General features: G+C 51.7%; 19 protein-coding genes. 8 read left to right on the top strand and 11 right to left on the bottom strand.

Annotated features, from left to right (window positions below):
• Positions 1-3 precede the first annotated feature (3 nt).
• Positions 4-3,069, bottom strand: coding sequence for a TonB-dependent receptor (locus AC27IB_RS08445; protein WP_487120253.1), 3,066 nt, complete (start codon positions 3,067-3,069; stop codon positions 4-6).
• A 432-nt stretch (positions 3,070-3,501) separates the two neighbouring features.
• Here AC27IB_RS08445 and AC27IB_RS08440 point away from each other — a divergent pair, with 432 nt between their 5' ends.
• Both AC27IB_RS08440 and AC27IB_RS08435 read left to right on the top strand, forming a co-directional pair.
• Positions 3,502-6,126, top strand: a complete 2,625-nt coding sequence (locus AC27IB_RS08440) for a TonB-dependent receptor plug domain-containing protein (RefSeq protein WP_487120251.1) — start codon at positions 3,502-3,504, stop codon at positions 6,124-6,126.
• An 80-nt stretch (positions 6,127-6,206) separates the two neighbouring features.
• Positions 6,207-6,827: a glutathione S-transferase family protein gene (locus tag AC27IB_RS08435; protein ID WP_487120249.1), complete on the top strand. Its 621-nt coding sequence runs from the start codon at positions 6,207-6,209 to the stop codon at positions 6,825-6,827.
• A 32-nt stretch (positions 6,828-6,859) separates the two neighbouring features.
• Here AC27IB_RS08435 and AC27IB_RS08430 read toward each other — a convergent pair whose 3' ends face one another.
• From AC27IB_RS08430 to AC27IB_RS08395, 8 genes are all read right to left on the bottom strand, one after another.
• Positions 6,860-7,378: a hypothetical protein gene (locus AC27IB_RS08430; protein ID WP_487120247.1), complete on the bottom strand. Its 519-nt coding sequence runs from the start codon at positions 7,376-7,378 to the stop codon at positions 6,860-6,862.
• Positions 7,379-7,545: 167 nt separating this feature from the next.
• Entirely contained in the window at positions 7,546-8,415 is an 870-nt protein-coding gene (locus AC27IB_RS08425; protein WP_487120245.1) for an alpha/beta hydrolase, read from the bottom strand.
• 1 nt (position 8,416) lies between these two features.
• Entirely contained in the window at positions 8,417-9,244 is an 828-nt protein-coding gene (locus tag AC27IB_RS08420) for a fumarylacetoacetate hydrolase family protein (RefSeq protein WP_487120243.1), read from the bottom strand.
• A gap of 18 nt (positions 9,245-9,262) precedes the next feature.
• The gene (locus AC27IB_RS08415; protein ID WP_487120241.1) at positions 9,263-10,150 is read right to left on the bottom strand and encodes a VOC family protein; all 888 of its coding nucleotides are present in this window, start codon (positions 10,148-10,150) and stop codon (positions 9,263-9,265) included.
• Positions 10,147-10,578 (bottom strand): GlcG/HbpS family heme-binding protein, encoded by a 432-nt coding sequence (locus AC27IB_RS08410; protein WP_487120239.1) that lies wholly within the window; start codon positions 10,576-10,578, stop codon positions 10,147-10,149. Before AC27IB_RS08410 ends, AC27IB_RS08415 begins: the two co-directional genes overlap by 4 nt.
• The gene (mhpA, locus tag AC27IB_RS08405; protein ID WP_487120237.1) at positions 10,569-12,146 is read right to left on the bottom strand and encodes a bifunctional 3-(3-hydroxy-phenyl)propionate/3-hydroxycinnamic acid hydroxylase MhpA; all 1,578 of its coding nucleotides are present in this window, start codon (positions 12,144-12,146) and stop codon (positions 10,569-10,571) included. Before mhpA ends, AC27IB_RS08410 begins: the two co-directional genes overlap by 10 nt.
• Before the next feature lie 10 nt (positions 12,147-12,156).
• Complete coding sequence (locus AC27IB_RS08400; protein WP_487120235.1) at positions 12,157-13,404, bottom strand: amidohydrolase family protein; 1,248 nt, start codon at positions 13,402-13,404, stop codon at positions 12,157-12,159.
• Positions 13,405-13,496: 92 nt separating this feature from the next.
• Positions 13,497-14,396, bottom strand: a complete 900-nt coding sequence (locus tag AC27IB_RS08395) for a LysR family transcriptional regulator (RefSeq protein ID WP_487120233.1) — start codon at positions 14,394-14,396, stop codon at positions 13,497-13,499.
• Between the two features lie 123 nt (positions 14,397-14,519).
• Between AC27IB_RS08395 and AC27IB_RS08390 the strand changes: the two genes are divergently transcribed.
• Complete coding sequence (locus tag AC27IB_RS08390) at positions 14,520-15,848, top strand: family 1 glycosylhydrolase (RefSeq protein ID WP_296053736.1); 1,329 nt, start codon at positions 14,520-14,522, stop codon at positions 15,846-15,848.
• Here the strand turns inward: AC27IB_RS08390 and AC27IB_RS08385 are convergent.
• On the bottom strand, positions 15,845-17,032 hold the full coding sequence (locus AC27IB_RS08385; protein WP_487120231.1) for a LysR family transcriptional regulator: 1,188 nt from the start codon (positions 17,030-17,032) through the stop codon (positions 15,845-15,847). The genes AC27IB_RS08390 and AC27IB_RS08385 overlap by 4 nt on opposite strands.
• Positions 17,033-17,161: 129 nt before the next feature.
• Here AC27IB_RS08385 and AC27IB_RS08380 point away from each other — a divergent pair, with 129 nt between their 5' ends.
• Genes AC27IB_RS08380 through AC27IB_RS08370 form a run of 3 tightly spaced genes read left to right on the top strand, consistent with a single transcriptional unit; the run spans position 17,162 to position 20,003 of the window.
• Positions 17,162-17,866, top strand: a complete 705-nt coding sequence (locus tag AC27IB_RS08380; protein ID WP_487120229.1) for a 4-carboxy-4-hydroxy-2-oxoadipate aldolase/oxaloacetate decarboxylase — start codon at positions 17,162-17,164, stop codon at positions 17,864-17,866.
• Entirely contained in the window at positions 17,863-18,945 is a 1,083-nt protein-coding gene (locus AC27IB_RS08375) for a 4-oxalomesaconate tautomerase (protein ID WP_487120227.1), read from the top strand. Before AC27IB_RS08380 ends, AC27IB_RS08375 begins: the two co-directional genes overlap by 4 nt.
• 35 nt (positions 18,946-18,980) lie before the next feature.
• Positions 18,981-20,003, top strand: coding sequence for an amidohydrolase family protein (locus AC27IB_RS08370; protein WP_487120225.1), 1,023 nt, complete (start codon positions 18,981-18,983; stop codon positions 20,001-20,003).
• Positions 20,004-20,024: 21 nt separating this feature from the next.
• Here AC27IB_RS08370 and AC27IB_RS08365 read toward each other — a convergent pair whose 3' ends face one another.
• Positions 20,025-20,780 (bottom strand): NYN domain-containing protein, encoded by a 756-nt coding sequence (locus AC27IB_RS08365; protein ID WP_487120223.1) that lies wholly within the window; start codon positions 20,778-20,780, stop codon positions 20,025-20,027.
• Positions 20,781-21,092: 312 nt separating this feature from the next.
• Here AC27IB_RS08365 and AC27IB_RS08360 point away from each other — a divergent pair, with 312 nt between their 5' ends.
• Both AC27IB_RS08360 and AC27IB_RS08355 read left to right on the top strand, forming a co-directional pair.
• Positions 21,093-22,496, top strand: a complete 1,404-nt coding sequence (locus AC27IB_RS08360) for an FGGY-family carbohydrate kinase (protein WP_487120221.1) — start codon at positions 21,093-21,095, stop codon at positions 22,494-22,496.
• Positions 22,497-22,604: 108 nt separating this feature from the next.
• A complete protein-coding gene (locus AC27IB_RS08355; RefSeq protein ID WP_296048969.1) occupies positions 22,605-23,390 on the top strand; it encodes a DeoR/GlpR family DNA-binding transcription regulator in 786 nt (261 codons plus the stop codon).
• Positions 23,391-23,559: the final 169 nt, after the last annotated feature.

Raw genomic sequence — 23,559 nt, 5'->3', positions numbered from 1 at the left:
TTATCAGAAAGTGTACCGGGCGCCTAACTGGTAGCGCGCGCCAAGGTCTTCGAGATACCACAGCTGGTTAGCGGTTCGGCCATGTTCGCGGCTGTTTTCGCCGGTGATGTTAATCCCTTCCACGAAGACGGTAAGGTTGTCGTTGACGGCATAGCTGACATTAGCATCAATCTGATAATAATCCTCAATATAGGCCGGGTTGTTAGACCCTTTGTAGTTAGCCCGGTTAAGGAATTCATCTCGCCAGTTGAGGGCGAAACGCGCCGTCCAGCCGTAGTTCTCGTAAAGTAATACGAGGTTAGCGGTGTCACTCAGGCCGGTGAGGGCAAACTGAGAAACATTCGGGTTACCGGTATTATCGAAACCAATGTCACCACGCACAATGGTGTAGTTAGCCTGCACACCAAAGCCGGTCTCACCAAAGAAATGCTGCACGGCGAGTTCGGCGCCGTACAGTTTCGCTTCCTTGTTGTTTTGTGGGTAAGAGGTACGGAATACCAGGTCCGGATCGCCCTGTTGCGGGATCAGGTCCCATCCGGGAGTTTCACCTAACTGCAGAATTTGCTCGGCTGAACCGGTGTAGTCGTCGGCTCCGTTGGGGAAGGCTTCAGGTTGTTCAAGCAATACCATCATCGCAAACAGCGACGTATCGTCTACCGCAAAACCACGATCGCGAAGCGCTTCAGCAGCGGCGATAGCACGCGGACCTGAGGTTTGATCCTGGATACCAAAGAAGGTTCTGTCCTGCTGGCCGGTACCAATGAAATTGGCTACCCGTTTTTCAAAGAAACCAAAAGACGCATAGCTGCTTTCATCGTAGTACCACTCAAATGACAGGTCGAAGTTATCCGACTCCAATGGCAATAAGCCCGGGTTGGATGATGACGCCGTTGCTCTGGCACCATTGATGGTTGAGCCGGTCAAACCAAAGCCGCTGGGCGAAACCCGCAGTGATCCATAGCCGGCACGGGCGATGGTTTTGCTGTAGGAGAAACGGCCTTTAATGTCGTCGGTCAGCATGATGTCAAAATCGAGGCTGGGTAGCAGATTGTCGTAATCGGCTTCTACAGACAGTGGCTGCGCCGACGTTGACGGATCGGTATACAGCGAGAAGTCGTTGTTATTTTCCCAAATCAGGTAGCTTGGCGGCGTAACCAGTGAGGTGGATTCCACATCGGTGGTTTCGTAGCGCATACCCGCCAGCACGTTAATGGGCATGTCATTCCACTCGGCTTCAATGTGCACCTGGAAGTAAGCCGCCATGGTGTCTTCCTTAACGGTATCGTTATTGGAAAACACGCTGCTGACGCCAAAGAAGTTAGCATCTGACGGATACAGGGCAATCCCTTCCCGCGCCAGCGCTACCGGGTCGGCAATAAAGCCAATGCCCTGGCTTTCGCCAATATCATAATCATCAAAGAGATTACCCACGTCTATTTGTTCCAACAGGCCATCGGAGAATTCCCCCGGGTTGGCAATACCCCAGTTACCCAGTGTCATATTGTCACCGGCGGTCTGGCGGGCATTCATTTCCATAGCACGGCCTTCGGCACCAAACTGGAACTTGCCGTTGTCCATGTAATAGGTACCGTCAAACTTAAACTGGGTAATTTCGGTAACCTGTGAGGCGTGGCGGAAACGCAAAATGGATGAGCCCACATCGCCGGCATCAACGGTACCATTGTTGTTACCCCGTAAGGCATCGTCGTACACGTTGCGGTAGCTGGGTAATTCGCTGTCGTACCACCACTCGCGGGAGGCCACCGACGGCGCGCCTATGCCTACAGCAATTTCACCTGTGGCCAGGTTGTCGCTGGGGCCGCTGGGTAAACTTTCCATTTTCGAGTTGTGCACGTCGAAGTTCAGCGACAGTGCGTCGCTTACGTGATAAACCACGTTAAACCCGAGTGAGTTCAGGGTATTGGTTTGTTCACGGTACTGTTGTTCGTAACCTTCATCCACGGTGCCGTTATAGTTCTCTGCAATGTAGATGGGCGTGGCCACCGGGCCATCATCAAAGATAACGCTGGTGACGTTAGAGCCGTTTTGTACCCAGTTAGTAATTTCGCCACGATGCTCGGTAATTTCGTTTTCGGCAAACACGTAGTCCAGCGTTGCGGTCATATTGTCGGTGGGCGCGTATTGCATGGTGATTTGCGCGTTGGTGCGATCCCGTTGGGTGTCGGAAAAGGCATAGCGTAAATCATTCGGGCGGGCGTACAGTTGCCCGGCATCCGGCGTGTTCTGGTAAATCGACATGTCGGCATTGTTGAACAGCGTATCCGGGTCGTTGGGATCGCCCCAGGTACCAATGTTCCAGTCGTTCACCGTAGCACCGGCATAACCAGAATCACGCTGTTGCACAACCGCCGCCACATTTACCCCAAAGGTGGCCTGTTCGTTGGTCCAGTTCATCAGGCCGGAAAGTTCCGGGGTAATGTCGTCACCGGCGCGGTTGGTGGTGTCGTGCACCGCTTTGGCGCCAACGGTGGCGCTAAAGCCCGGGTTATCCAACGGGCGTGCGGTAATGATATTGATGGTGGCACCAATTCCGCCGGTGGCTATGTTGGCCTTGCTGGTTTTATAAACCTCTACGGCGCGAACACCGTCTGACGCCAGGTTTCCAAAGTTAAAGGCGCGGGTACCGCCACCACGGGTCGTCCCGTCGGCACCACTGCCGCCGCCATAGGTTTGCGCGGCTGGCATCATACGGCCATTGAGGGTGATCATGTTATTTTCACCGCCAAAGCCGCGTACGGTAACTTCATTACCTTCACCGTTTGAACGGCTGATGGATACCCCGGTAATACGCTGTAACGACTCAGCCAGGTTGGTATCCGGAAATTTACCGATATCCTCGGCGGAAATAGCGTCGACCACCCCCACCGAGTTTTGTTTGATGGATGCTGCCTCAGTAAGACTGGATTTCAGGCCCGTGACTTCAATCACTTCAACCAGGTCATCATCCGGTGTCTGCTGTGCCATGGCCGGTAACATTACGCTGGTGCCGAGCAGCAACGATATGCTTTGCGTGAGGATCGTTTTTTTGTACGGAAATTTCGTTTTCATGTGTGCCCCGTTAATTTTCCTTAATCACTTGCTTACGACTTCCTTGCGATGCTTTTTAGCTGTGCCGGTCAAAGCGAAGGCGTCATTACAGGACGCAAGCGTAAACAAACTGTTAATGAATGGTAACGAGGTGGTGTACAGCTGCTATTATTTTTTTTCACAACGCAGTACCTATTAATCGCGTTGTCATCCTTTAATGAATTCTGCTTATTTAAGCATCTGTCCCTCTGCCTGGGAGTGAAAGTTAACAATTTCAGGATGTTGAGAAGAACCGGGGAGGCTGGTGTAAACCCTTTATTTTAAAGGCCTGACGGGAATCTATAGTTTGGAGCTATGGATTATTAAAAATTCAATATTTTACATTTGTTGCCAAATTGTAAAATCTTGCAATCTGTAAGTGCATCTCAACTTGCTGCATTGAAGGACAAGAATATGAGTACAAAACACATTCAGGTAAAAAAACTGGCTTTGGCAATTTGTGCCGGCCTGGGTTGTGCAGTCACGCACACTGCATTGGCCCAAGAACAGCAATCACAAGAAGAACAAACGGTTGAAGTTATTTCAGTCACCGGTACCTTAATTGAAGGGGTCAATCCGGTTGGGTCTAATGTTATTGGCCTAAGTGAAGAAAAAATTATTGAACAGGGCGTGACTTCAGCCACCGACGTGCTGCGCCGGATCCCGCAAATGCAATCGTTTAACAGCGTGCCGGAAAATACCCTTACCGCATCGATTCCTTTTGAGCCGCCGCAAATTCGCGGTATTGGCGGGCTAAGTGGTATGGCAACGCTGGTTATGCTAAATGGTAATCGTTTAGTACCGGTTGGCCCGATGAACTGGGTCGACTCGTCAATGATCCCGGCCAGTCTGCTGGAGCGTGTAGAAGTGATTCCTGACGGTGGCTCGTCGATTTATGGTTCAGACGCGGTAGCCGGGGTGATTAACTTTATCCCTAAGCGCAATCTGGATGGCGGCGAGATCAGCGTACAGTACGGCATGGGCCACGGTGATTACGACCGCGTAGACGTTTCCGGTGGCTTTGGTCACAGCTGGTCTGGCGGCAGTCTGGTGACGGCGTTTTCCTACGGCGATCGCAGTGCCATGTTTGGTAAAGATCTCGACTACATCAAAGAAGACCTGACCGCAGATGGCGGTGCGGACTATCGCTCAAGCGCCTGTAACCCCGGTAATATCCTGGCCGATAACCAGCTATATGGCTTGCCCGGAGTGGATGCATCGGCCCCTAACTACTGTTCCAGTTTCGACGAGCAATCTTATTATCCGGAAGAAGAGCGTTACTCGATATTTACCAGTCTGATCCAGGAAATAGGGGATAACACCGAGCTGGACTTAATGGCCTACTATTCACGCCGGGAAGCTACCGATTACGACCCTACCGATGTCAGGGCTTCCACCACGGTTACCTCTGCAAACCCATACTTTGTATCGGTCGACGGCGAAACGCAGAATGAAGTAGCGTTTAGCTACGCAGACGTGTTTGGTGCGGCAGGTAAAAATGGCTCTGTTTACGAACAGTGGCAGGTAACCCCGACGCTTAAATTCACCTTGTCAGACAGCTGGAAGCTAAAGGCAACCCTCAACTATGGTGAAAGTAGCTCTACCTACAACGATGGAATGATAAACTCTGAAGCACAGGCGGCAGCGTTGGCATCAACGAGCACCGATACGGCGTTAAACCCCTATGATGTGTCGCAAACACCGGCTTCGGTGCTGGCGCAAATTGCTGACTGGCGACAGTTTAATTCTACGGATCAGTCGCTGGCTGAAGTTAAGTTAATCGCTAATGGTGAACTGTTTGAAATCGCGGGTGGTTTGATGCGGGTTGCTGTGGGAACTGAATACCGCGAAGAAAGCTTTGAACAAATCATTGATATTGGCACGGCAGCAATGCCTTCAACGTCGACAAACAGTGATATCGACAGAAAGGTGAAGTCTGTCTTTGGTGAGTTGTATATTCCACTGGTATCCGATGATAACGCCATGCCGCTGGTACAACATCTGGATGTGTCGATCTCCGGCCGCTACGATGACTATAACGATGTTGGCAGCAGCTCCAATCCGAAAATTGCGGTTACCTGGAATCCACACGTTGATTTGACCGTTCGCGGTACCTGGGGAACGTCGTTCCATGCGCCGGCTCTGGCCGACTTAGCCGCGCCGCTGCAGTACCAGCTGTTCCTGCCGTTCAGCCCATTCCGTGCCTCAGGCAGCCCGTTTGTGCCGGATTTCTTTATGCCCACTTTCTTACTGGAAGGCGCCAGTGAAGGCATAAAACCAGAGAGCGCCGAAACCATGTCATTAGGGGCCGACTGGTATCTTAACGATTCGCTGCAGGTGTCGCTGACCTACTGGAGCGTTGAGTATGAAGATCGACTGGACCAGAACGCAGGTTTCTTTTTTGGCCCGCAATACTACGATGAAGCGGTAAACGAGGATTTCTATATTCTAAGCCCGGCATCGGCGGATGAAGTGATTGCCAAGTTTGGTGATTTTCCGACGGCAGGTTTCCCGAGCCTGGAAGCCATGTTCGGAATCTTCGGCACACCATACGTTGTGTCTGATCAGCGCAAAAATAACATGGGCGCCTACGAGGTAAATGGTCTGGACTACTCGCTGCAGTACTTTACCGACGTTGCCTGGGGTGAGCTTGACGTGAATGTGTCGGGCACCTATATGCTCAATCGCGATAAAGAAAACGTCAAAGGTGCCGGTTTCCAGGACACCTTAAAACGAGGCGATTTTAATGCACCGATTTCGGCCTTTAATTCTGTTGCCACAGTTGGACTGCGTCATGATGATTTGTATGTATCAGGTACGCTAATGCACCGCGGTGGTGCTGAAGTAGGGGAGGAAGATATTGATTCATTCACTACCTTCAACCTCTTTGCCAGCTATGACATCAGCATGGATACTCAGGTAACCTTCAACATCGACAACGTGCTGGATGAAGACCCACCATTCCGCGTTATCGAAGAAGGGGTTGCTTATAAGAGTATGGGCCGCTTTATGTCTGTAGGGTTCAGGACCAGCTTCTAACGTCCTGAACGTCTCCTGCACTTTTTGGCACTCGTGAGTCCACTTCATACTCATGGGTGCCTTTTTATTGGGATCTGCCAATGACCGCTATTACCCTATTCGCCTCTCCCGGTGCCTGTTCGCAGGTCACTATGATCGCTCTGGAAACTGCCCGTGCCGACTACCACATAGCCCCGGTAGTTCTCAGTGAGGGGATGCATAAACAGCCTGCTTATCTGAGTATCAATCCCAAGGGCAAGGTACCTGCTTTGCGCTTAAACGGGCAGGTGATTACCGAAACGCCAGCCATCCTGACAGCCTTAAATACACAGTATCCGGCTGCACGGTTACTGCCTGAAAACCTTTCTCAGGCGGAAATTGTGGCTGATTTATGCTTTGTCGCAGCGGGCGTGCACCCGCTGGTGACAAGGTTCTGTAAACCCGAACTGATAGCCGACCAAACAGCTCTGGAAACCATTAAAAGCAAAGCCGGGGCGGAGCTTTCCCGACTCTTTGAACTGGTTAACGTGCGCCTTGAAAGTCAGCGCTGGTGGTATGGTAACGAGTGGTCAGCCATCGATGGATACTGGTTTTGGGTGATCGGACGATTGTCGCGCTGCGAGTTTGATTTTACCCCTTTCGGCGCAATCCAGCGTCACCAGCAGGCAAGTCTCACGCTGCCTGCCGTTCAACAAGCGCTGGAACGCGAAAAGAATATGTAAATGGCGCGGTATCGCAAAAACCTTCGTCAAACTTAACGGACCTGAGCCGATGGCTCGCAGCCTGTTTGCTGCGAGCTGTAATCGCGTAGCGCCAGGCGCAGGGCGATGTTGGCAACTACAGCGCCAAGCAGGCCGCCCCATACCACCTTAATGATGGCGGCAAGGGTAAAACTCAGTTGCGCTACTCCTCCCACCAGGTATAACAAACCGAATAACAGCGAGGTTAACGACGCGCCAAGCAGAGCAAAAAGTAAGGCGCGTAAAAAGGGGTGCTGGGGTAATGGTGAGGGAGCCGGTTGCAACCGGGTTTTAATGTCGCCCTTGCGAAGCCGGTTGCGAGTCAGGAATGATGGGAAAAAACTGCCCAGTAAGCCAATAGCCAACCCCTGAGGCAGGCTGTCTACTAGCAAGCCGGCGCTCCCTGTCATGGATACCGTTGACTGTCCTGAAAACACAATAAACACAAACAACAGGCTGAACAGCGCGTTGATAGTCCCGCCTGTCAGAGTTTCCCGGGTAATATAAGCTGATAGAGAAGTGTCGCCTGCCATGGTGTAATAACCTTGTTTTAAAATGGTTTAATTAATGTAAATTTAACCGGCAGGGACGCGACTAACAAATCGTTTATTTTGAATAGGGTATTGATAAAATTAATACATACAAAGGCCCCGTAGGGCCGCTGGAATGCAGAGGAAATTCAGGTCGCTGGTAATGGGGTTTAGCGGCGTGTGCAGTCGTTGATAAAGGCCACCATTTCATCCGCCAGGCGGGTATCGCTGGTACCAATATGGCCGGCAATGGAGTAATGATTGTGTCCGGCCACCAGCATTCCCTGGTCGAGCTGCTGAGTCGCTGAAAACCGCTTTTGCATCAGTCCCAGCCACTCCTGCTGAAAACGCGGAGGATCGAATTCGCTGCAGGCCATAAACAGGGGTAACCGGCAATCAATCAGTGCTGGCAGTGGCATGCGACTGGCATACAGGGCCGGGTCGCCATAATAAAGCTCATCACGTTCATCGAGCGGCGTCACACCGTATAACCCCGACAAGAATATCAGCCCTTTAACTGCGGCGCTCTGCGGGTTTAGTTGCCAGTAAGTTGCTACATGCACCGCACCGGCTGAGGTGCCGGCTAGCACAATATTATCGGCATCGCCGCCGTATTCTGCAATATGTGCGGCAAGCCAGCTCACACACTGGCCTACGTCTTCACCGCCGGCCGGCCAGGTAGACGCCGGCGCCAGACGGTAATTAATCACCACGCCAATAAAACCCTGTTGCGCGGCAAAGCGTCCGACACTGGCGTTATACCAGTGATTGTCGCCTTTATCGCCTTTTAAAAAACCGCCACCGTGAACAAACACCAGCACCGGTAATTTACTGTGCTGTGTGGCATGCGGCGGGCGATAAATATCGAGGCGATGGCGTTCATGGGGGCCATAACTTACATCGGTCACCAGCGGAGGCTGGCGGTCTGCCAGGCGCAGTTGCTCATCCGCAAATAAGGCATGGACCTTGTCCAGCACATCCGGACCCATCGCCCGGCCAAGGCGTTGCATGGCCTGGCGAATTGCTGGTGACTGACTCATATTAAGACTCCGCTTCGATAGTATTTCGTAAAGTCCCTACCGGACCAATATCCACCTCAATGGTATCCCCAGGCTTCATCCACAATGGCGGCGTGCGTTTGGCGCCAACCCCTCCGGGCGTGCCACTGGCAATAACATCGCCGGGTTGCAACGGCGTGAAGCTGGAAATATAGGCAATAATGGTGGCGATGGGGAAAATCATATCGCCAATGGGCTGCTGCTGTACAACGGTATCGTTTAAACGGGTAGTTACCATCACTTCTGTGAGGTCACCCGCTTCGTCGGGCGTAATCATACTGGGACCAAACGGACCCGTGGTTGGAAAGTTTTTACCTGGGGTAAATTGCCGGGTATGCCATTGCCAGTCACGCACCGAGGCGTCATTAAAACAGGCATAACCTGCCACATGGCTTATTGCATCCTGTTCAGCAATATAACGTCCGCCTTTACCAATAATAACCGCGAGTTCGCCTTCGAAGTCCAGATCGGTGGAGACTTTTGGCATGATAATGGGCTGCTGGTGGGCTGAGAGCGAGTCGGCAAAGCGCACAAATATCGACGGATGATCCGTTGCTGCGCGGCCGGTTTCCTGGCGATGGGTTTCGTAGTTGTGACCCACACAGAATACCTTGGTGGGATTAGGCACGACCGGTGCCAGTGTGACAGACTCTAAAGGCAGGGCCTGACCGTCGGGTAACTGCGCCAGGTCGCCCTTGGTCAGGGCGCTTTTCAAATCTGGCGCGGCAGCGGATAGATCGTAAATGGTATCGCCTGCCAGGCGACCAAAGCCGGCGCTGCCATCGGGCCGGTTAAAACTGACATATTTCATAATTGATATCCTGTTTAGTTAAGCAATGGACTGCGGTGTCCAGCTGCGCTTGAACCGAAAACGGGCTTCCGCTTCGCGTAAACCGTCGAAATCTTTATCTGATAAACCCCATTGATCAATGCGGTTCTCCGGCCAGGTCCAGTCTTCAGGTGCTCCGGTTTTATAGTCTTCCGGCACCAGTTCAACCGCGGTTGAGAATTCCACCACCGCGCCAAATGGCGCAATAAAATAGGCAAACACGTTGTCACCGGGTCCGTGGCGGCCAGGCCCCCAGGCCGGTGTAAACGCATGGTCGCGCAAGCGCCCGACACCGCGCATTACGGCATCGGTATCCTGCATTTCAAAGGCAATATGATTAAGTGAGCTGAAGCCAGCACGGGCAAAAGCGGTACTGTGATGCGAGGCATTACAACGTACAAATACCATGCCTTTGGTGCGGTCTGACACTTTAAAGTTAAGCACTTCCTCGACCAGGTGTCCGGTTGCCTCGGCGTCTTCTGCGTTACACACCACGTGAGTGAGTTTTACTGGCAGGTCAGGGTCGTCGATGGCTTCCACTTCTTCAGCGCCAGTTAAAAAGCGAAACAATTCCCCTTCGGGCAGTTCCACGATGATGCCTGCACCACCGCCTAAATCCTCAGACACTACATTGGTCGCGTTGAGCCCGCGCGCGCTGATACTGCTACGCAGGTCCGCAAGCTCAGCCTCGCTACAAACGTAGGTAACACTGCTGACACTGGCTGTTTCGCCCTCCTGCAGCGCGACCAGATAGGGGAAAGTCCCTGAGCCGCGAATATAGTGGGTTTGATTGCGTGTGCCTGCGAGCCGGGTACCCCAGATATCGGTTAGGAATGAGGCGGCCTCGCTGGCATTGGGTAATACCAGTTCAATACTTCTTAATTTCATGGCTGAGACTCCCAGAATGGTTGTAGTGCTTCAATGCCAGCGCAGGCACATTGTTCATCGGTATCACCGGTATCTCCGCTGATCCCCACTGCGCCGAGCAATTTACCCTGCGGCGTTTTGATAAGATTACCGCCGGGCGATAACGCTAGTTCAACACCGCTTATGGCGGTCAGGCTGGCAAAGAATACCGGGTTGTTTTTGGCTTTCTCGGCAATGCCGCGGGTATTGAAACCCATGCCTAATGCACCTTTGGCTTTGGCGGTGGCGATATCTCCCCGGTACAGGCTGGCGCCGTCTTCACGCTTAAAAAGCACCATCTGACCGCCGCTGTCTAAAATACTCACGGCCAGCGGCGCGACCTGGTTTTGGCGTGCATAGGCGAGCGTTGCCTGAGCGATAATTTCTGCTTGTTCCAGTGTTAGTGACATGAGACTGACTCCCGATTGATTGCATCGCTGGCAAATAGCTGTCCGGCCAGGTCAGCAAGTAAGGCACTTGCGTCGCCAGTACAGGTACCAAATACATAGTGATCTGGTCGCAGTAATACCGCGTCGGCTCCTGTTTTGGCCAGCCACTCATCCAGTGCAGTACATTGCCATTGCGCGGTGTTATAAAACTGAATGTCGAGTTCTTTCGACAGTTCACTGAGCAGGGTTTTAGCACTGTTTGTGAGTACTTGCTTTGAGCCTATCAATCGCCAGGACGACTGCGTCATGTCATCGAGCAGGCGTGTTTCACCCGCTGCCGACACTCTGGGTTGGATAAACCGGGCGCCGGCCGACGGCGTCTGAGCGGCGATAATCCCCTGTGTGATTGGCGGTATCAGATCGGCTGCCGTGGTCGGTAGTTCGTTGCGTTTGACCTTTTCGCGGATGCTAATATCTCGATTGGCGGCCTGCTCTTTGTCGAGCATACAAATATAACGACCAGCGCTAACGGCGGCCGAGATTACTGCTCTGACATGCGGATCTCGTTCGGGTTGATAGGTGGTTAGCAAGGCCGGTGAGGCAAGGCCACGCAGTACCATGGTCAGCTTCCAGCTCAGATTAGCAATATCCCGAAATCCATGACACATACCCTGGCCGAAGAACGGCGGGGTTTGATGCGCGGCATCACCGGCCAGAAAGATCCTGTCCTGTTGCCATTGGGTTGCCACTAAACCGTGAAACCGATAGGTCGCTGCGCGGACTATGTTGTGGGGCACGTCTTTCAACCATGGATGCAGCAGTTCGGCCACTTTGTCTGGTTGCATCATGCGCGTATCGTCTTCGCCGGGTAACAGCATGAGCTCCCAGCGGCGGTGATTGCCTCGTCCGGGTACCACTGTGGCGGGACGATTAGGGTCGCACATCATCACTGACAGCTGCTGAATGTTGCAGTCATCGGGTAAGTTGGCGATAGGAGGGAACGACACCGGGCCGTCTACTTCGGCATCTACTACCAGCCAGGGTTCTTCAAAGTTGAGATCATCAAGCGCAATACCCAGACGTTTGCGAACAACGCTGCGGGCACCATCACAGGCTATCACATAACGGGCCTGCAACGTTTGTTGGCTGCCGTTGCTGGTTACATCCAAAGCCACATGGTCGGTGAGGTTACGGATATCATTAAGCTCGGTACCGAGCTTCAGCGTGACATTGTCGAAACGGTCCAGGGCGTCACGTAAATGTGCTTCAAGTTCAGGCTGATAAAAGAAATAGTCATTCGACCAGCCAAACGGGCGGGGCTTACCCGAGGTCCCCATATAACGGAGGACGCCATGATCGGCACCAACGTGCAGATGACCTTCGGTATCACGCATGTCTTTTAAAATGGTGTCATGCAGACCCAGAGACTGAAAAAGACGGACCATTTCATGATCCAGATGGACGGCTCTTGGCAGCGGGTAAGGATTGGCTTCACGCTCAATAATCAGCACGTTTAAACCTTCTTTACCCAGAAAATTGGCCGCAAGAGCCCCTACCGGTCCGCAGCCGATAATTGCAATATCGTACATAGGGTTGTTCCTAACTAGGGGATTGCAGTAAATCGATAGGCAGCTTGTGGCACTTGCCATCCTGCATAATCAGCTTGATGCGGTGTTTATCCTGCATCAGTGTAATATCCTGAGTGGGGTCGCCATCGATCAGCAACAGGTCGGCCAGATAACCTTCCTTCACCAGACCCAGCTCATCGCTCCTATCCATTATCTGACCACCCAGCTCAGTGGCGGCATGAAGGGCTTCGGCCGGGGTGTAACCAAAATGTCGAACCCACAATTCCAGATCCCGTGCATTGCGACCATTGGGGTTGAACGGGAAGCCATAATCGCCACCCGGCAACAATTTAACGCCGCCTGCTTTTAATTTTGCTACCAGCGCAATCTGGTGGGCCAGCACCTCAGCGGCATCTTCCTTCATGTAGGTCATGTCCATATGCGGAGGCGGTGTGGCATCCAGCGTGGCTTGTACAATACCGATGGTAGGCGCTACAAACAGGTTGTCTTTATGGGCGATTAATAAATCAATCGCTTCCTGGTCGGCGTACGTGCAGTGATAAAGCACTCTGAATCCGGCTTTAACGCCTTGTTTTACCGCTTCAGCAGCATGAGCATGGCCGGTTAGCCATACGTTACTCTCGCGAGCCTGCTCACCGGCTGCCATGAGTTCTTCGTTGCTATAAAGCAGCTCGTGCGAGGCACCGGGTTTGAGGGCATTTTCTCCGGAGATCAAAAACTTAATTGCTTTTGCACCCAGGTCTGCGCACTCTTTAACAAACTGTTTTACCCCCTCGGGGCCATGAGCATGTTGCTCTACGTGGCCGGGATCCAGTTTGTTGTCGGATTCAGTAGGCGGTTCACGCTCTACTGACGACGGAATTAACCGTGGGCCAGGCAAACCGCCACTGGTTAAATGGTCGTTTAACGACATTTCCAGCTTTTTGCTGAGCGCTCCGGCTGAATAAGCGCTGGTAAAACCATGGTCGAGTAAAATTCTGGCGTTGCGGGCTGCCGTCAGCGCCAGCTCTTCCGGCGGTAACGACATGCCGGGCACAAATTTCTCTACCGACGTTGGCCAGGTCAGGTGAGCATGCGCTTCGGTCATGCCAGGCATTAGCACACGCCCATCGGCGTTGATAACCACATCACCGGGCTGACCGCTTAAAGGCTGAGCACTTATTTCTATAATTCGGTTGTCTTCTACTGCAACAGAGCCTGCAAACAGCGCTGAACCGCTGCCGTCAAAGATGTTGGCGTTATTTATAATTGTCCGCATTAGGTATCCCTTTTCACGTCTGGGCTCATGCTATTTTGGCTGCTGGCAGTATTTGATCAAATATTTATTTTTTTGTTAACCATAGGTAAAAACTATGGATTAGTGAAGTTGCCCACATAATCCACAAAAGCCTGAGCAATAGGCGTTAGCTGACGATTGGCCATCCACAATAAGCCGACCTTGCGCTGAAAATCGATTCCCTCAATACCGATAGCTCGCAGGGTGCCAGCCTGCACTTCTGTCTGTACCAATTGATTAGGCAGAATCGTGATGTAATCGGAGTTTTTGATGATGGCTTTGGTGGTCAGAATGGAGTCCGACAAAATAACGTTAGCGGGCAGTTTAGCTTCGCTGTTAATAAACAAGGCGTCGATTTGCTTGCGGAATCCGCCTACGGCATCGGGCAACACCCAACGACTGTCTTTTAGCTTACCAAGGTGGACAGTGTCGCCCATTGAGCTATTGGAGCCACTGACGATAACGGAAAACGGATCGGTAAAAATGGGTTGCTCATGAAAATCATCACTGGGTTCACGCATGCCGCTGGTAACGATGCCAAGATCGAGTTCGTAACTGCGCAGCATATCCTGGGTTACCGTATCCGGTCGCTCAAGAATGCGTAGCTTAAATCGTGGGTGTACAGCCGAAAAGCCGTCGATGACCTGCCCCATTACCGTTGACAGTGCACCGGGCGTACCGCCAATCGTCAGAGGCCCGCCAATATCCTGCGCCAACAGGCTGATTTCTTCCTGAGCACTGACCAGCAAACTTTCTATGGCGCGGGCTTTCATTTCCAGCGCAATACCGGCCTGGGTCAATTCTATGCCCTGACGATTACGACTAAATAAACTGGTTTGCAATACGCGCTCTAACTGATTGATGGCCACCGAAACGGAAGGCTGTGACAGGTGCTCAGCGCGCGCTGCTCCGCTTATGGTGCCTTCCCGGCAGACAGCAAGAAATAAGCGAAGGGTACGGGGATCGATTCTCATGAGCGCTCTCTATGTATAGAAATTATCTATAGGTACTACAAAAATTATCATTTTAATTGTGGCGTCATTTACTATATTTTTACAACCCTTTAAAGAATAAATACATACATTCGAAGGTGAACCATGATTAATCGTCGACAGTTTATGGCGCTTGCCTCGGCTGCAACAGCCAGTATGAGCCTGCCCATTTCGACAGCCCGTGCCCAAAGCAGCGGCGCAGGTAAGTTTCCGGAAGATTTCATTTGGGGGGCCGCGAGTGCGGGCCATCAGGTAGAAGGCAACAATGTCAATTCGGATACCTGGTTACTGGAAAATGTTAAACCCACGCTTTTTAGTGAGCCCTCAGGGGATGCCTGTAACAGCTTTGAGTTATGGGAAACCGACCTCGATTTGTGCAAAGCGCTGGGCTCCAGTAGCTACCGGTTTTCCATTGAGTGGGCGCGGATCCAGCCGCAAGCCGGGTTTTACTCCCAGGCAATGCTGGACCACTACAAGCGCATTATTGAAGGTTGTCACCAGCGGAATATGATCCCCATGGTGTCGTTTAATCACTTTACGAGTCCTCAGTGGTTTGCTGCTATGGGCGGCTGGACGAATCCGCAGGCACCGCAACTCTTTGCCGATTACTGTCGGCACGCCGCCGCTGAACTGGCCGATGGTATTGGCTATGCGGTAACGTTTAATGAGCCAAATCTGCTGCGCTTGCTGAAAGTGATTGGCTTGCCGCCCTTTGTGTGGGATTTGCAGAGCAAAATGCTGGATGCAGCGGCGAAAGCCATCAACAGTGAGTACGTGAGTTGTTTGAACGCGGCCCGCTTGGAAGATCTGGATAAGATGAATCCACTGCTCATTGAAGGCCATAAGCTGGCGCGTAAAGCCATTAAGAGCGAGCGTTCTGCGCTGGATGTAGGGTTCACTCTGGCCATGCTCGATGAGATTTCTGATGGTTCGGATGCCGCCGATAAAGCCCGTGACCAAATGCGTGATTATAACTATGGTGCCTGGCTGGCAATCGATGAAACCGACTTTATCGGGGTACAGAATTACGAACGCACAGTGTTGACCAGTGAGGGGAAACTGCCGGTGCCGGAGGACGCTCAGCGCAACCATGCCGGCCGCTGGGTAGAGCCTACGTCACTGGCTAATTGCGTGGAGTATACGTACCGTACCACGCAAAAACCGATTATCGTTACCGAACATGGTATTGGTACCGAAAACGACCAGCAGCGTGAGTGGTTTATTACCGAGTCTTTGCGTCATCTGCAACAAACCATTGCCAATGGGGTGCCGGTAAAAGGTTACATTCACTGGACACTGCTGGACAATTTTGAATGGATCAGTGGTTACAACGAACACTTCGGTTTACACACCGTGGATTTAAACACTTTCGAGCGCAAGCAAAAGCCCAGCGCTAAGGCGTACTCGCGGATCATTAAGCGCAACCAGGTTTAACCGGTAGACTGCTCCAGAATAGTCAACAAGCTGGCCTGCAGTCGCGTTGGCGTCCAGCCCTTACGCAGGGTGTAACCAATCTGTCTGGCCGGATCGCCAAGTTTAAGCGGGCTCACGGCCAGCAGGCCGGCCTGCACATCTACCTCTACCTGTCGGGCTGGCAGCAAGGCCGCCCGATCACTGTTAATCAGCAAGCCCCGGGTGGCAACCAGTGAACTGCATTCAATAATGTCACCGGGTACCGGTAGATTCATGGTGGCGAACAATTCTTCGAAAATGGCTCGGGCTGGTGTGCCGGTTTTTGGCACTATCCATTTCAGTGATGACCAATCGGTATGACTGAGTGCCGTTCGCGTTGCCAGCGGGTGGCCGTGGCGAAATACCAGGGATAAATTGTCATCGAACAGATGATGCTGCGTGATTTCGTCACTCAGCGGCGGGAAGCGCAGTGCGCCAACCAGAATATCAATCTGCCCGTGCAACAGGGCGTGCAACTGTTCTTCATAGGGGCCATCTACAATACTGATATGCGCTTGCGGCGCCAGTTCGGTGAGCCTGAGAACCGCGTTGGGAATAATACGGGTTCGGGTTAAGGGCAAACTGCCAATCTTAAGTGAGCCGTGACCAGAACCGGCCAGTTCCTGCAGTTCATCCAGTCCCTGTTGCAGTTCGGCAAAGTAGAGGCCGGCCAGACGGCTTAATTGACGTGCCCGCCAGGTGGCCTCTACGCCGGTCGGAGAGCGGTTAAACAAACTTTGCCCGCACAAGGTTTCCAGCTCTTTTATGGTGCGGTGCAGGGTAGGCTGGGTTAACCCCATCACCCGGGATGCTGCCGTGTAGCTTTGATGTTCAACCACCTGAATTAAGGCTGCCAGCTGGCGCGCGCCAATGCCCCGTAAGAAGATAAGCCGGGCGGTGCGATCGGCATTAAATAAGGTATTGGCAAAGTATTCAATGAACGCGAACCCGCGTTCGAAACGGCGCAGAAATAAGTCGCCTTCCGGGGTGACAAACATTCCGGTAGTGGCGCGGGTAAATAACGCCACACCAATAGACTTTTCCAGTTTTCGAATACTTTGCGTCAGTGCTGACTGGGTCAGATGAACGTGTCTGGCTGCCTCGGAGAGGTTAGCATGCTTGCGAATTTCAAGAGCGCAGAACAGATGTCGAATATTAAATTGCACAGCATGTCTCTTTAGTGTTTTTTGTCATTATAGAAAATCCTAATGGACTTTTACATCTTTCTAAACGGAATTTAAGCGTGACCAGGCGCATACTCAGCTTAATCGAAAATGAAACTCACTGAGGCAGTTATGGCGGTATGTGTTACCGGGTGTCCCCGCCCATCAAAGCAAACAATTGAAAATTATGCCGGTGCCGAAGCCGCGACAGTCCATGAAGCGCAGGGCCGTAAAGGGCTGATGGCAGAATACATGACGCCCATTTACAAGCCGGCCAAAATTGCCGGGCCTGCCGTTACCTGTCAGGTGGCGCCGGGCGATAACTGGATGATTCATGTGGCAGTTGAGCAGTGTCAGGCCGGCGACGTGCTGGTGGTGGTACCAACCAGTCCGTGCATTGATGGCTTTTTTGGCGATTTGCTGGCGACCTCCCTTAAGGCTCGTGGTGTGCAGGGCCTGGTGATTGCCGGTGGCGTAAGAGATACCGCCACTCTCGAGGACATGGGCTTTCCGGTATGGTCGAAAGCTATTTATTCACAGGGTACGGTTAAAGAGACCATCGCCAGTGTGAATGTGCCGGTAGTTTGTGCCGGTGCGCTGGTTAATCCCGGTGATATGGTGGTTGCCGATGAAGACGGTGTCGTGGTGGTTGCCCGCGAGGAAGCCGATGAGGTACATGAAAAAGTACTCAAACGAGTCGCTAACGAAGAGTCAAAGCGGGTTCGGCTAGCCAATGGCGAACTCGGCCTGGATATCTACAACATGCGCGAACGCCTGGCTGAAAAAGGCCTGCGTTACGTGACCTATGAAGACCATAACGGCGGTAAAAAAGCGTGAAAGCCATCCCCTGCAGTTTGATGCGTGGCGGTACGTCCAAAGGGCTTTACTTCCAGGCCAAGGATCTGCCTGCAGACAGCGCTGCTCGCGATAAGGTTTTGCTGGCCGCCATGGGCTCGCCCGACAGCCGTCAGATTGACGGCGTAGGCGGTGCTCACCCGCTTACCAGCAAAGTGGCTATTGTCAGCCCGTCGACCCGTGATGACGCCGATGTGGACTATTTATTCTTACAGGTGGTGGTTGATAAGGCCGTGATCAGTGATGCGCAGAATTGCGGCAATATTCTGGCCGGCGTAGGTCCGTTTGCCATTGATGAAGGATTAGTGATGGCCACAGAGGGCGTTACAGATGTGCGGATTCACATGGTTAATACCGGCGCCCTGGCGGTTGCACAGGTACAGGTAAGAGAAGGTAAGTCCGTATACGAGGGGGATGCTGAAATCGACGGTGTTCCCGGTGGGGCAGCGCCGGTATTGATTGATTTTCTGGATATCGCCGGGTCAAGTTGCGGCGCTTTACTGCCCACCGGCAACGTTACCGATACCTTTGAAGGGATCACGGTAACCTGTATAGACAACGGTATGCCGGTAGTGATGATGGAAGCACAGGACTTCGCTATACAGGGTAATGAAACCCCGCAACAACTGGAAGCCAATAGCGCACTGAAAGACAAGGTGGAAGCCATCCGGTTGCAGGCTGGCGAGAAAATGAACCTGGGTGATGTTAGTGGTAAAACCGTACCGAAAATGACTCTGGTGTCGTCACCGGTGAAGGGGGGCTTACTGAATACGCGGTCGTTTATCCCCCATCGCGTACACGATGCTATTGGCGTATTAGGCTCGGTCAGCGTTGCCACGGCCTGTGTTATTAACGGGGCGGTGGGTAATCGCTACCTTGGCAACAATAATGACTACAGCGCACTGAATATCGAGCACCCCACCGGGCAGTTCACTGTAGCCATGGAGGTGGAAGGGGCTGAGTCGGTGACGACGTTACACATTCGACGCGCAGCACTGCTTCGCACCGCGCGTTTGTTGATGCGGGGAGAAGTCATGATCCCTGATGCAGCATTCGCCTGAGATTAATTTTATTAGTACAGAAAAAGGCACCACTTATGATTATTGATTGCCATGGCCATTACACTACGGCGCCGGAACCCCTTCAGTTGTTCCGCGACGCGCAGTTAAAAGCTTATCAGGATGGTAAGGCGCTACCCGAAGTGCCTCATATTAGTGATGAGCAGATTCAGGAAAGCATTGAAAAAAACCAACTGCGTTTGTTAATTGAACGTGGTTCCGATATGACCATTTTCTCACCCCGGGCGTCAGCCATGGCTCACCATGTTGGCAATGAAGCAGTTTCAAAGCAATGGACAAGCGCCTGCAACGACCTGATCAAAAGGGTGGTTGATCTGTACCCTCAGCACTTTATTGGCGTGTGTCAGTTACCCCAGTCACCGGGCGTACCGATTAAAAACTCCGTCGCAGAACTGGAGCGGTGCGTTAACGAACTGGGCTTTGTGGGCTGTAACCTTAACCCGGACCCTTCCGGCGGTCACTGGACATCCAAACCATTGACTGACAAAAGCTGGTATCCCTTCTATGAAAAGATGGTAGAGCTGGATGTCCCGGCTATGGTCCATGTGTCGGGCTCATGTAACGAGAATTTCCATGCCACGGGCGCACACTATATGAATGCCGATACCACGGCCTTTATGCAGTTGCTTCAGGGGAACCTGTTCAAGGATTTTCCGGAGCTGCGCTTTATAATCCCTCACGGTGGTGGTGCGGTGCCATACCACTGGGGGCGTTACCGCGGCCTCGCCGATATGCTCAACCAACCACCACTGCGTGAACACATGATGAAAAACGTGTTCTTCGATACCTGTGTTTATCACCAGCCGGGCATCAACCTGCTATTTGAAGTTATTGATCTCGATAATATCCTGTTCGGCTCAGAAATGATTGGAGCGGTACGCGGCATCGACCCGGAAACCGGCTACTACTTTGACGACACCAAACGCTATATCGACGCGCTCGACCTCAGCGACGAGCAACGTAAACAAGTGTATTCCGGTAATGCGCGCCGTGTGTATCCGGGCCTGGATAAAAAGTTAAAAGAACTTGGCATTGGCTGATTGTTAGCCCCGGGCACACCGTCAGGACCCAATGGTGTGCCCGCCCTTTATTAATTTTGAAGACTCTTTCGCTTTCTTTTTGTCACGAATCCAAAGTAAGCCGCTTTTGGATTTTTTGTGTTCGAATAAATCAATGGCCATGAACAAGTCACTGAGTTTTTTGAAGCCGTAATTTCGTTGATCGAATGAAGTATGATTGGAGATGTGATTGCCGATGAGACCCAACTGTGCCCAGCCGTTTTCCTCGCTTACCGCATCAACGGCCTGCCTGAGCAGATTCATTAATTTGGTATCACTTTTTAATTTTTGATGTTGTGTTTGAACCGTAGCTTCAGCATCCGGATCACTTTCTTTGTCTAGATAAAGAAATCGGGAACAGCTGTTAACGAAAGGCTTTGGTGCTTTACGCTCACCAAAACCGACTACAAATTTTCCTTCTGCGAGGCATCGGGTTACCAGGGGAGTAAAATCACAGTCTGATGAGACTAAACAAATAACATCAACGTCTTTTGTATAGAGGACATCCATGACATCGATCACCAGTGCTATGTCTGTGGCGTTTTTGCCTTTGGTTAAATCAAATTGCTGTACAGGCTGTATGGCGTATTCGTGAAGCAGCTCTTCCCACGTTTTTAAGTTCTGATTTTTCCAGTTTCCGTAGGCTTTTCTGATATTCACCACACCATGCTTGGCGAGTTCTGATAAAACCGTATCAATCTTTACTGCGGGGGCATTATCGGCATCAATGAAAATGGCTATCTTTTCTTTATCTCGCATGTTCTTCCTTTGAACCAGGGCTGGTTAGGTAAGCCCTGTATTTGTGAATACAACTCGCCTTAGATTAACTATAGCAGCTTCAGGTAAGCGCTACCGTATCACCCGGGAAACAGAGGCACGCTTTTACATAACTAAGAATGAGTTGTGTCACGTCGCCAACATTTCTAAATGTTAAATCTGCCTTTCTTTGTGATTGATATTGATTGAAAGTGATTTTTTGTGTAATTTGTTTCAGTATTGTTAACAGAAGGTAGTCTGTTCGGGCTGTCTTTGCTTGTGTAGTTGTATCGGCTTTGTCCGTTGGGAGTCTTAATGCTGAGCGCCGTTCTGGATATTGGTAAAACGCATATTAAGCTGCTGGTGCTTGAAAACGGTCAGCAACAGGCCTGTTTTACCAACAAAAATGCACCGCGGGAGGGGCTTTATCCCCATGCCGACACCGATGGGATCTGGCATTGGCTTTGTTCCACGTTGAGTGCTTATCCTCGCACATCCGATATAGCGGCTGTGGTTGTTACCACCCATGGCGCGACTGCCGCATTGATAGATGGCAATGCAACAGACCGGAATAAAGCGCTGGTCCTTCCGGTAGTCGACTATGAGTTCGCTGGCGTGGAAGAGTGTGAAGAAAGCTATGCCCGTGTTCGCCCCGACTTTTCTGAAACGCTGTCACCGCAACTTCCCGCAGGGCTTAATCTGGGGCGTCAACTGTTCTGGCTGGAGCAGACCTTTGCGAAGGAGTTTGCCAGCGCTACCCATATTTTCATGTACCCGCAGTACTGGGCATGGCGGCTGGGCGGCGAACCGGCCAGTGAAGTCACATCTTTAGGTTGCCATACCGACTTATGGCAACCGCAGCAGCAGGACTATTCTGCTCTGGCAGACCACTGCAATTGGCGCAGGTACTTTGCGCCGCTAAAAAATGCCTGGGATGAACTGGGCTGTGTGAGTAAGCCGGTAGCGCAGCAAACGGGGCTATCAGAGACCTGTAGAATTTTTGCCGGGATCCACGATAGTAATGCCAGCCTACTGCGGTATCTGCCAGCCGATAATGACAGTAATCAGACGCTGAATGTCATTTCCTCGGGAACCTGGACCATTATTATGCAAACGAACCGGCCGGTAAATAACCTGAAAGCGGCCCGGGACACGCTGGCCAATGTGGATGTATTGGGTCGGCCGGTAAACTGTGCGCGGTTTATGGGCGGGCGCGAGTATGAAACCATTTGTCAGTTGCTGGGAGGAGATATCAGCATGCATGCCGAGCCTGCTGCTATTCAACAGGCTATTGATGAGCACTGGATGGTCACCCCTGACTTCAGTCACGGCAATGGTCCCTTTGGGCATGCTGAACCGGCTTTACTGTGCCCGGCAAAGCCGCCGTCCCCCCAGGCTATTGCCACTCTGTATTGCGCACTAATGATCGATCAGCGCCTCAATGATCTGAATGCCAACGGGCCGGTTTATATTGAGGGGGCATTCTTGAAGAACCCGGTATTGTGCCAACTGGTTGCTCAGCTGCGGCCGCATCAGTCGGTTATGCTGTCGTCCGATAACACTGGTACAGTGATGGGCGCCGCGGCGCTAATGCACTTTAACCACAGGCAGCAACAGGTTACCGACTTGGTACCTTGTTCACCGGCTACTTTTAGTCAGTTGGCGCAGTATAGGGCGCAGTGGTATCACGCTATTGCCACCAAAGCGGTTCAGCACTAGTCGTAAAGAATCATCACAATCAATCATAATTTGGCCGTGATGATTGATTGTGATCAAATAGGTGACTATATTAACTCCCTGAACAATAACGAATACAAGGGCAGTATAATGCTTGAAAAGCAGCGCCATCAGCTGATTCTGGACATTCTGGATGAAAGTACTTTTGTCAGTGTGAGAGACCTGTGTAGCCAGCTGGATTCTTCTGAAGCCACCATTCGCCGTGATTTAAATAAGCTGGCGGATGCCAGAAAAATCAAGAAAATCCGCGGCGGAGCTCAGGTGCTGGACGATCGCGCTGTTTCCAATATCAAGATTTCCGGTAATGCCTTTTTAGTCGACAGAGAGCGTAATACCGACACCAAGCGCATGATTGCCAAAGCCGCTACCGAACTTTGTGAAGACGGTGAAGCTATTATAATTAACGGCGGCTCTTCAACCTTTATGATGTCAGAATTTCTGGCCGAAAGGCGGATGAACATTCTCACTAATTCCTTTGTTCTGGCCCATGAACTGCTGGAAAACAGCCAGAATCAGGTCACCTTGCCTGGCGGCGAGGTGTACCGTAAGCAGAGTATTATTCTCAGTTCTTTTGAAAACGATACCACGCAAAACTATCGTGGCAGTAAGATGTTTATGGGCTCGCCCGGGGTCAGTGAGTTCGGCGTTATGGAAACCGATCCACTATTAATACTGGCCGAACAAAAACTCAGAAAGCGTGCTGACAAACTGATTGTCCTGGTTGATAGCAGTAAAATAGGCATTAAGGGTAACCTGATTTTCTGTGGGCTCGATGCTGTGGACACTATTATTACCGACAGCAATGCCGATCCAAAGGCGCTGGATAAAATTCGCGAGCACGATGTTAAAGTTGTGGTGGTCGAAGCCTGCGGCTAAACCCTTTTGGCGTCCCTTATTCACATGCTAACAGAGCCGGCTTTGCCGGCTTTTTTATGCCTGTCTGTTCCCTCTACTCTCTTTTATTGCCCCTATACTTAAAATTAATGTAACTAATTTGTTACTTTATGATTGAATTTGATTGACATAGATTGGTATGGATGTATAT

This window comes from Alteromonas sp. 4NH20-0104 (genome assembly GCF_057547795.1).
Note: the sequence above shows the minus strand (reverse complement) of the source record. Positions and strands in the feature narration are given on the sequence as shown.

Bases quoted from the DNA above. Each gene is read 5' to 3' on its own strand.
- AC27IB_RS08365 (WP_487120223.1), bottom strand. From the start codon at position 20,780: ATGCGAGATAAAGAAAAGATAGCCATTTTCATTGATGCCGATAATGCC.
- AC27IB_RS08360 (WP_487120221.1), top strand. From the start codon at position 21,093: ATGCTGAGCGCCGTTCTGGATATTGGTAAAACGCATATTAAGCTGCTG.
- AC27IB_RS08355 (WP_296048969.1), top strand. From the start codon at position 22,605: ATGCTTGAAAAGCAGCGCCATCAGCTGATTCTGGACATTCTGGATGAA.
- AC27IB_RS08440 (WP_487120251.1), top strand. From the start codon at position 3,502: ATGAGTACAAAACACATTCAGGTAAAAAAACTGGCTTTGGCAATTTGT.
- AC27IB_RS08445 (WP_487120253.1), bottom strand. From the start codon at position 3,069: ATGAAAACGAAATTTCCGTACAAAAAAACGATCCTCACGCAAAGCATA.
- AC27IB_RS08390 (WP_296053736.1), top strand. From the start codon at position 14,520: ATGATTAATCGTCGACAGTTTATGGCGCTTGCCTCGGCTGCAACAGCC.
- AC27IB_RS08370 (WP_487120225.1), top strand. From the start codon at position 18,981: ATGATTATTGATTGCCATGGCCATTACACTACGGCGCCGGAACCCCTT.
- AC27IB_RS08395 (WP_487120233.1), bottom strand. From the start codon at position 14,396: ATGAGAATCGATCCCCGTACCCTTCGCTTATTTCTTGCTGTCTGCCGG.
- AC27IB_RS08380 (WP_487120229.1), top strand. From the start codon at position 17,162: ATGGCGGTATGTGTTACCGGGTGTCCCCGCCCATCAAAGCAAACAATT.
- mhpA (WP_487120237.1), bottom strand. From the start codon at position 12,146: ATGTACGATATTGCAATTATCGGCTGCGGACCGGTAGGGGCTCTTGCG.
- AC27IB_RS08430 (WP_487120247.1), bottom strand. From the start codon at position 7,378: ATGGCAGGCGACACTTCTCTATCAGCTTATATTACCCGGGAAACTCTG.
- AC27IB_RS08415 (WP_487120241.1), bottom strand. From the start codon at position 10,150: ATGAAATTAAGAAGTATTGAACTGGTATTACCCAATGCCAGCGAGGCC.
- AC27IB_RS08400 (WP_487120235.1), bottom strand. From the start codon at position 13,404: ATGCGGACAATTATAAATAACGCCAACATCTTTGACGGCAGCGGTTCA.
- AC27IB_RS08435 (WP_487120249.1), top strand. From the start codon at position 6,207: ATGACCGCTATTACCCTATTCGCCTCTCCCGGTGCCTGTTCGCAGGTC.
- AC27IB_RS08410 (WP_487120239.1), bottom strand. From the start codon at position 10,578: ATGTCACTAACACTGGAACAAGCAGAAATTATCGCTCAGGCAACGCTC.
- AC27IB_RS08425 (WP_487120245.1), bottom strand. From the start codon at position 8,415: ATGAGTCAGTCACCAGCAATTCGCCAGGCCATGCAACGCCTTGGCCGG.
- AC27IB_RS08420 (WP_487120243.1), bottom strand. From the start codon at position 9,244: ATGAAATATGTCAGTTTTAACCGGCCCGATGGCAGCGCCGGCTTTGGT.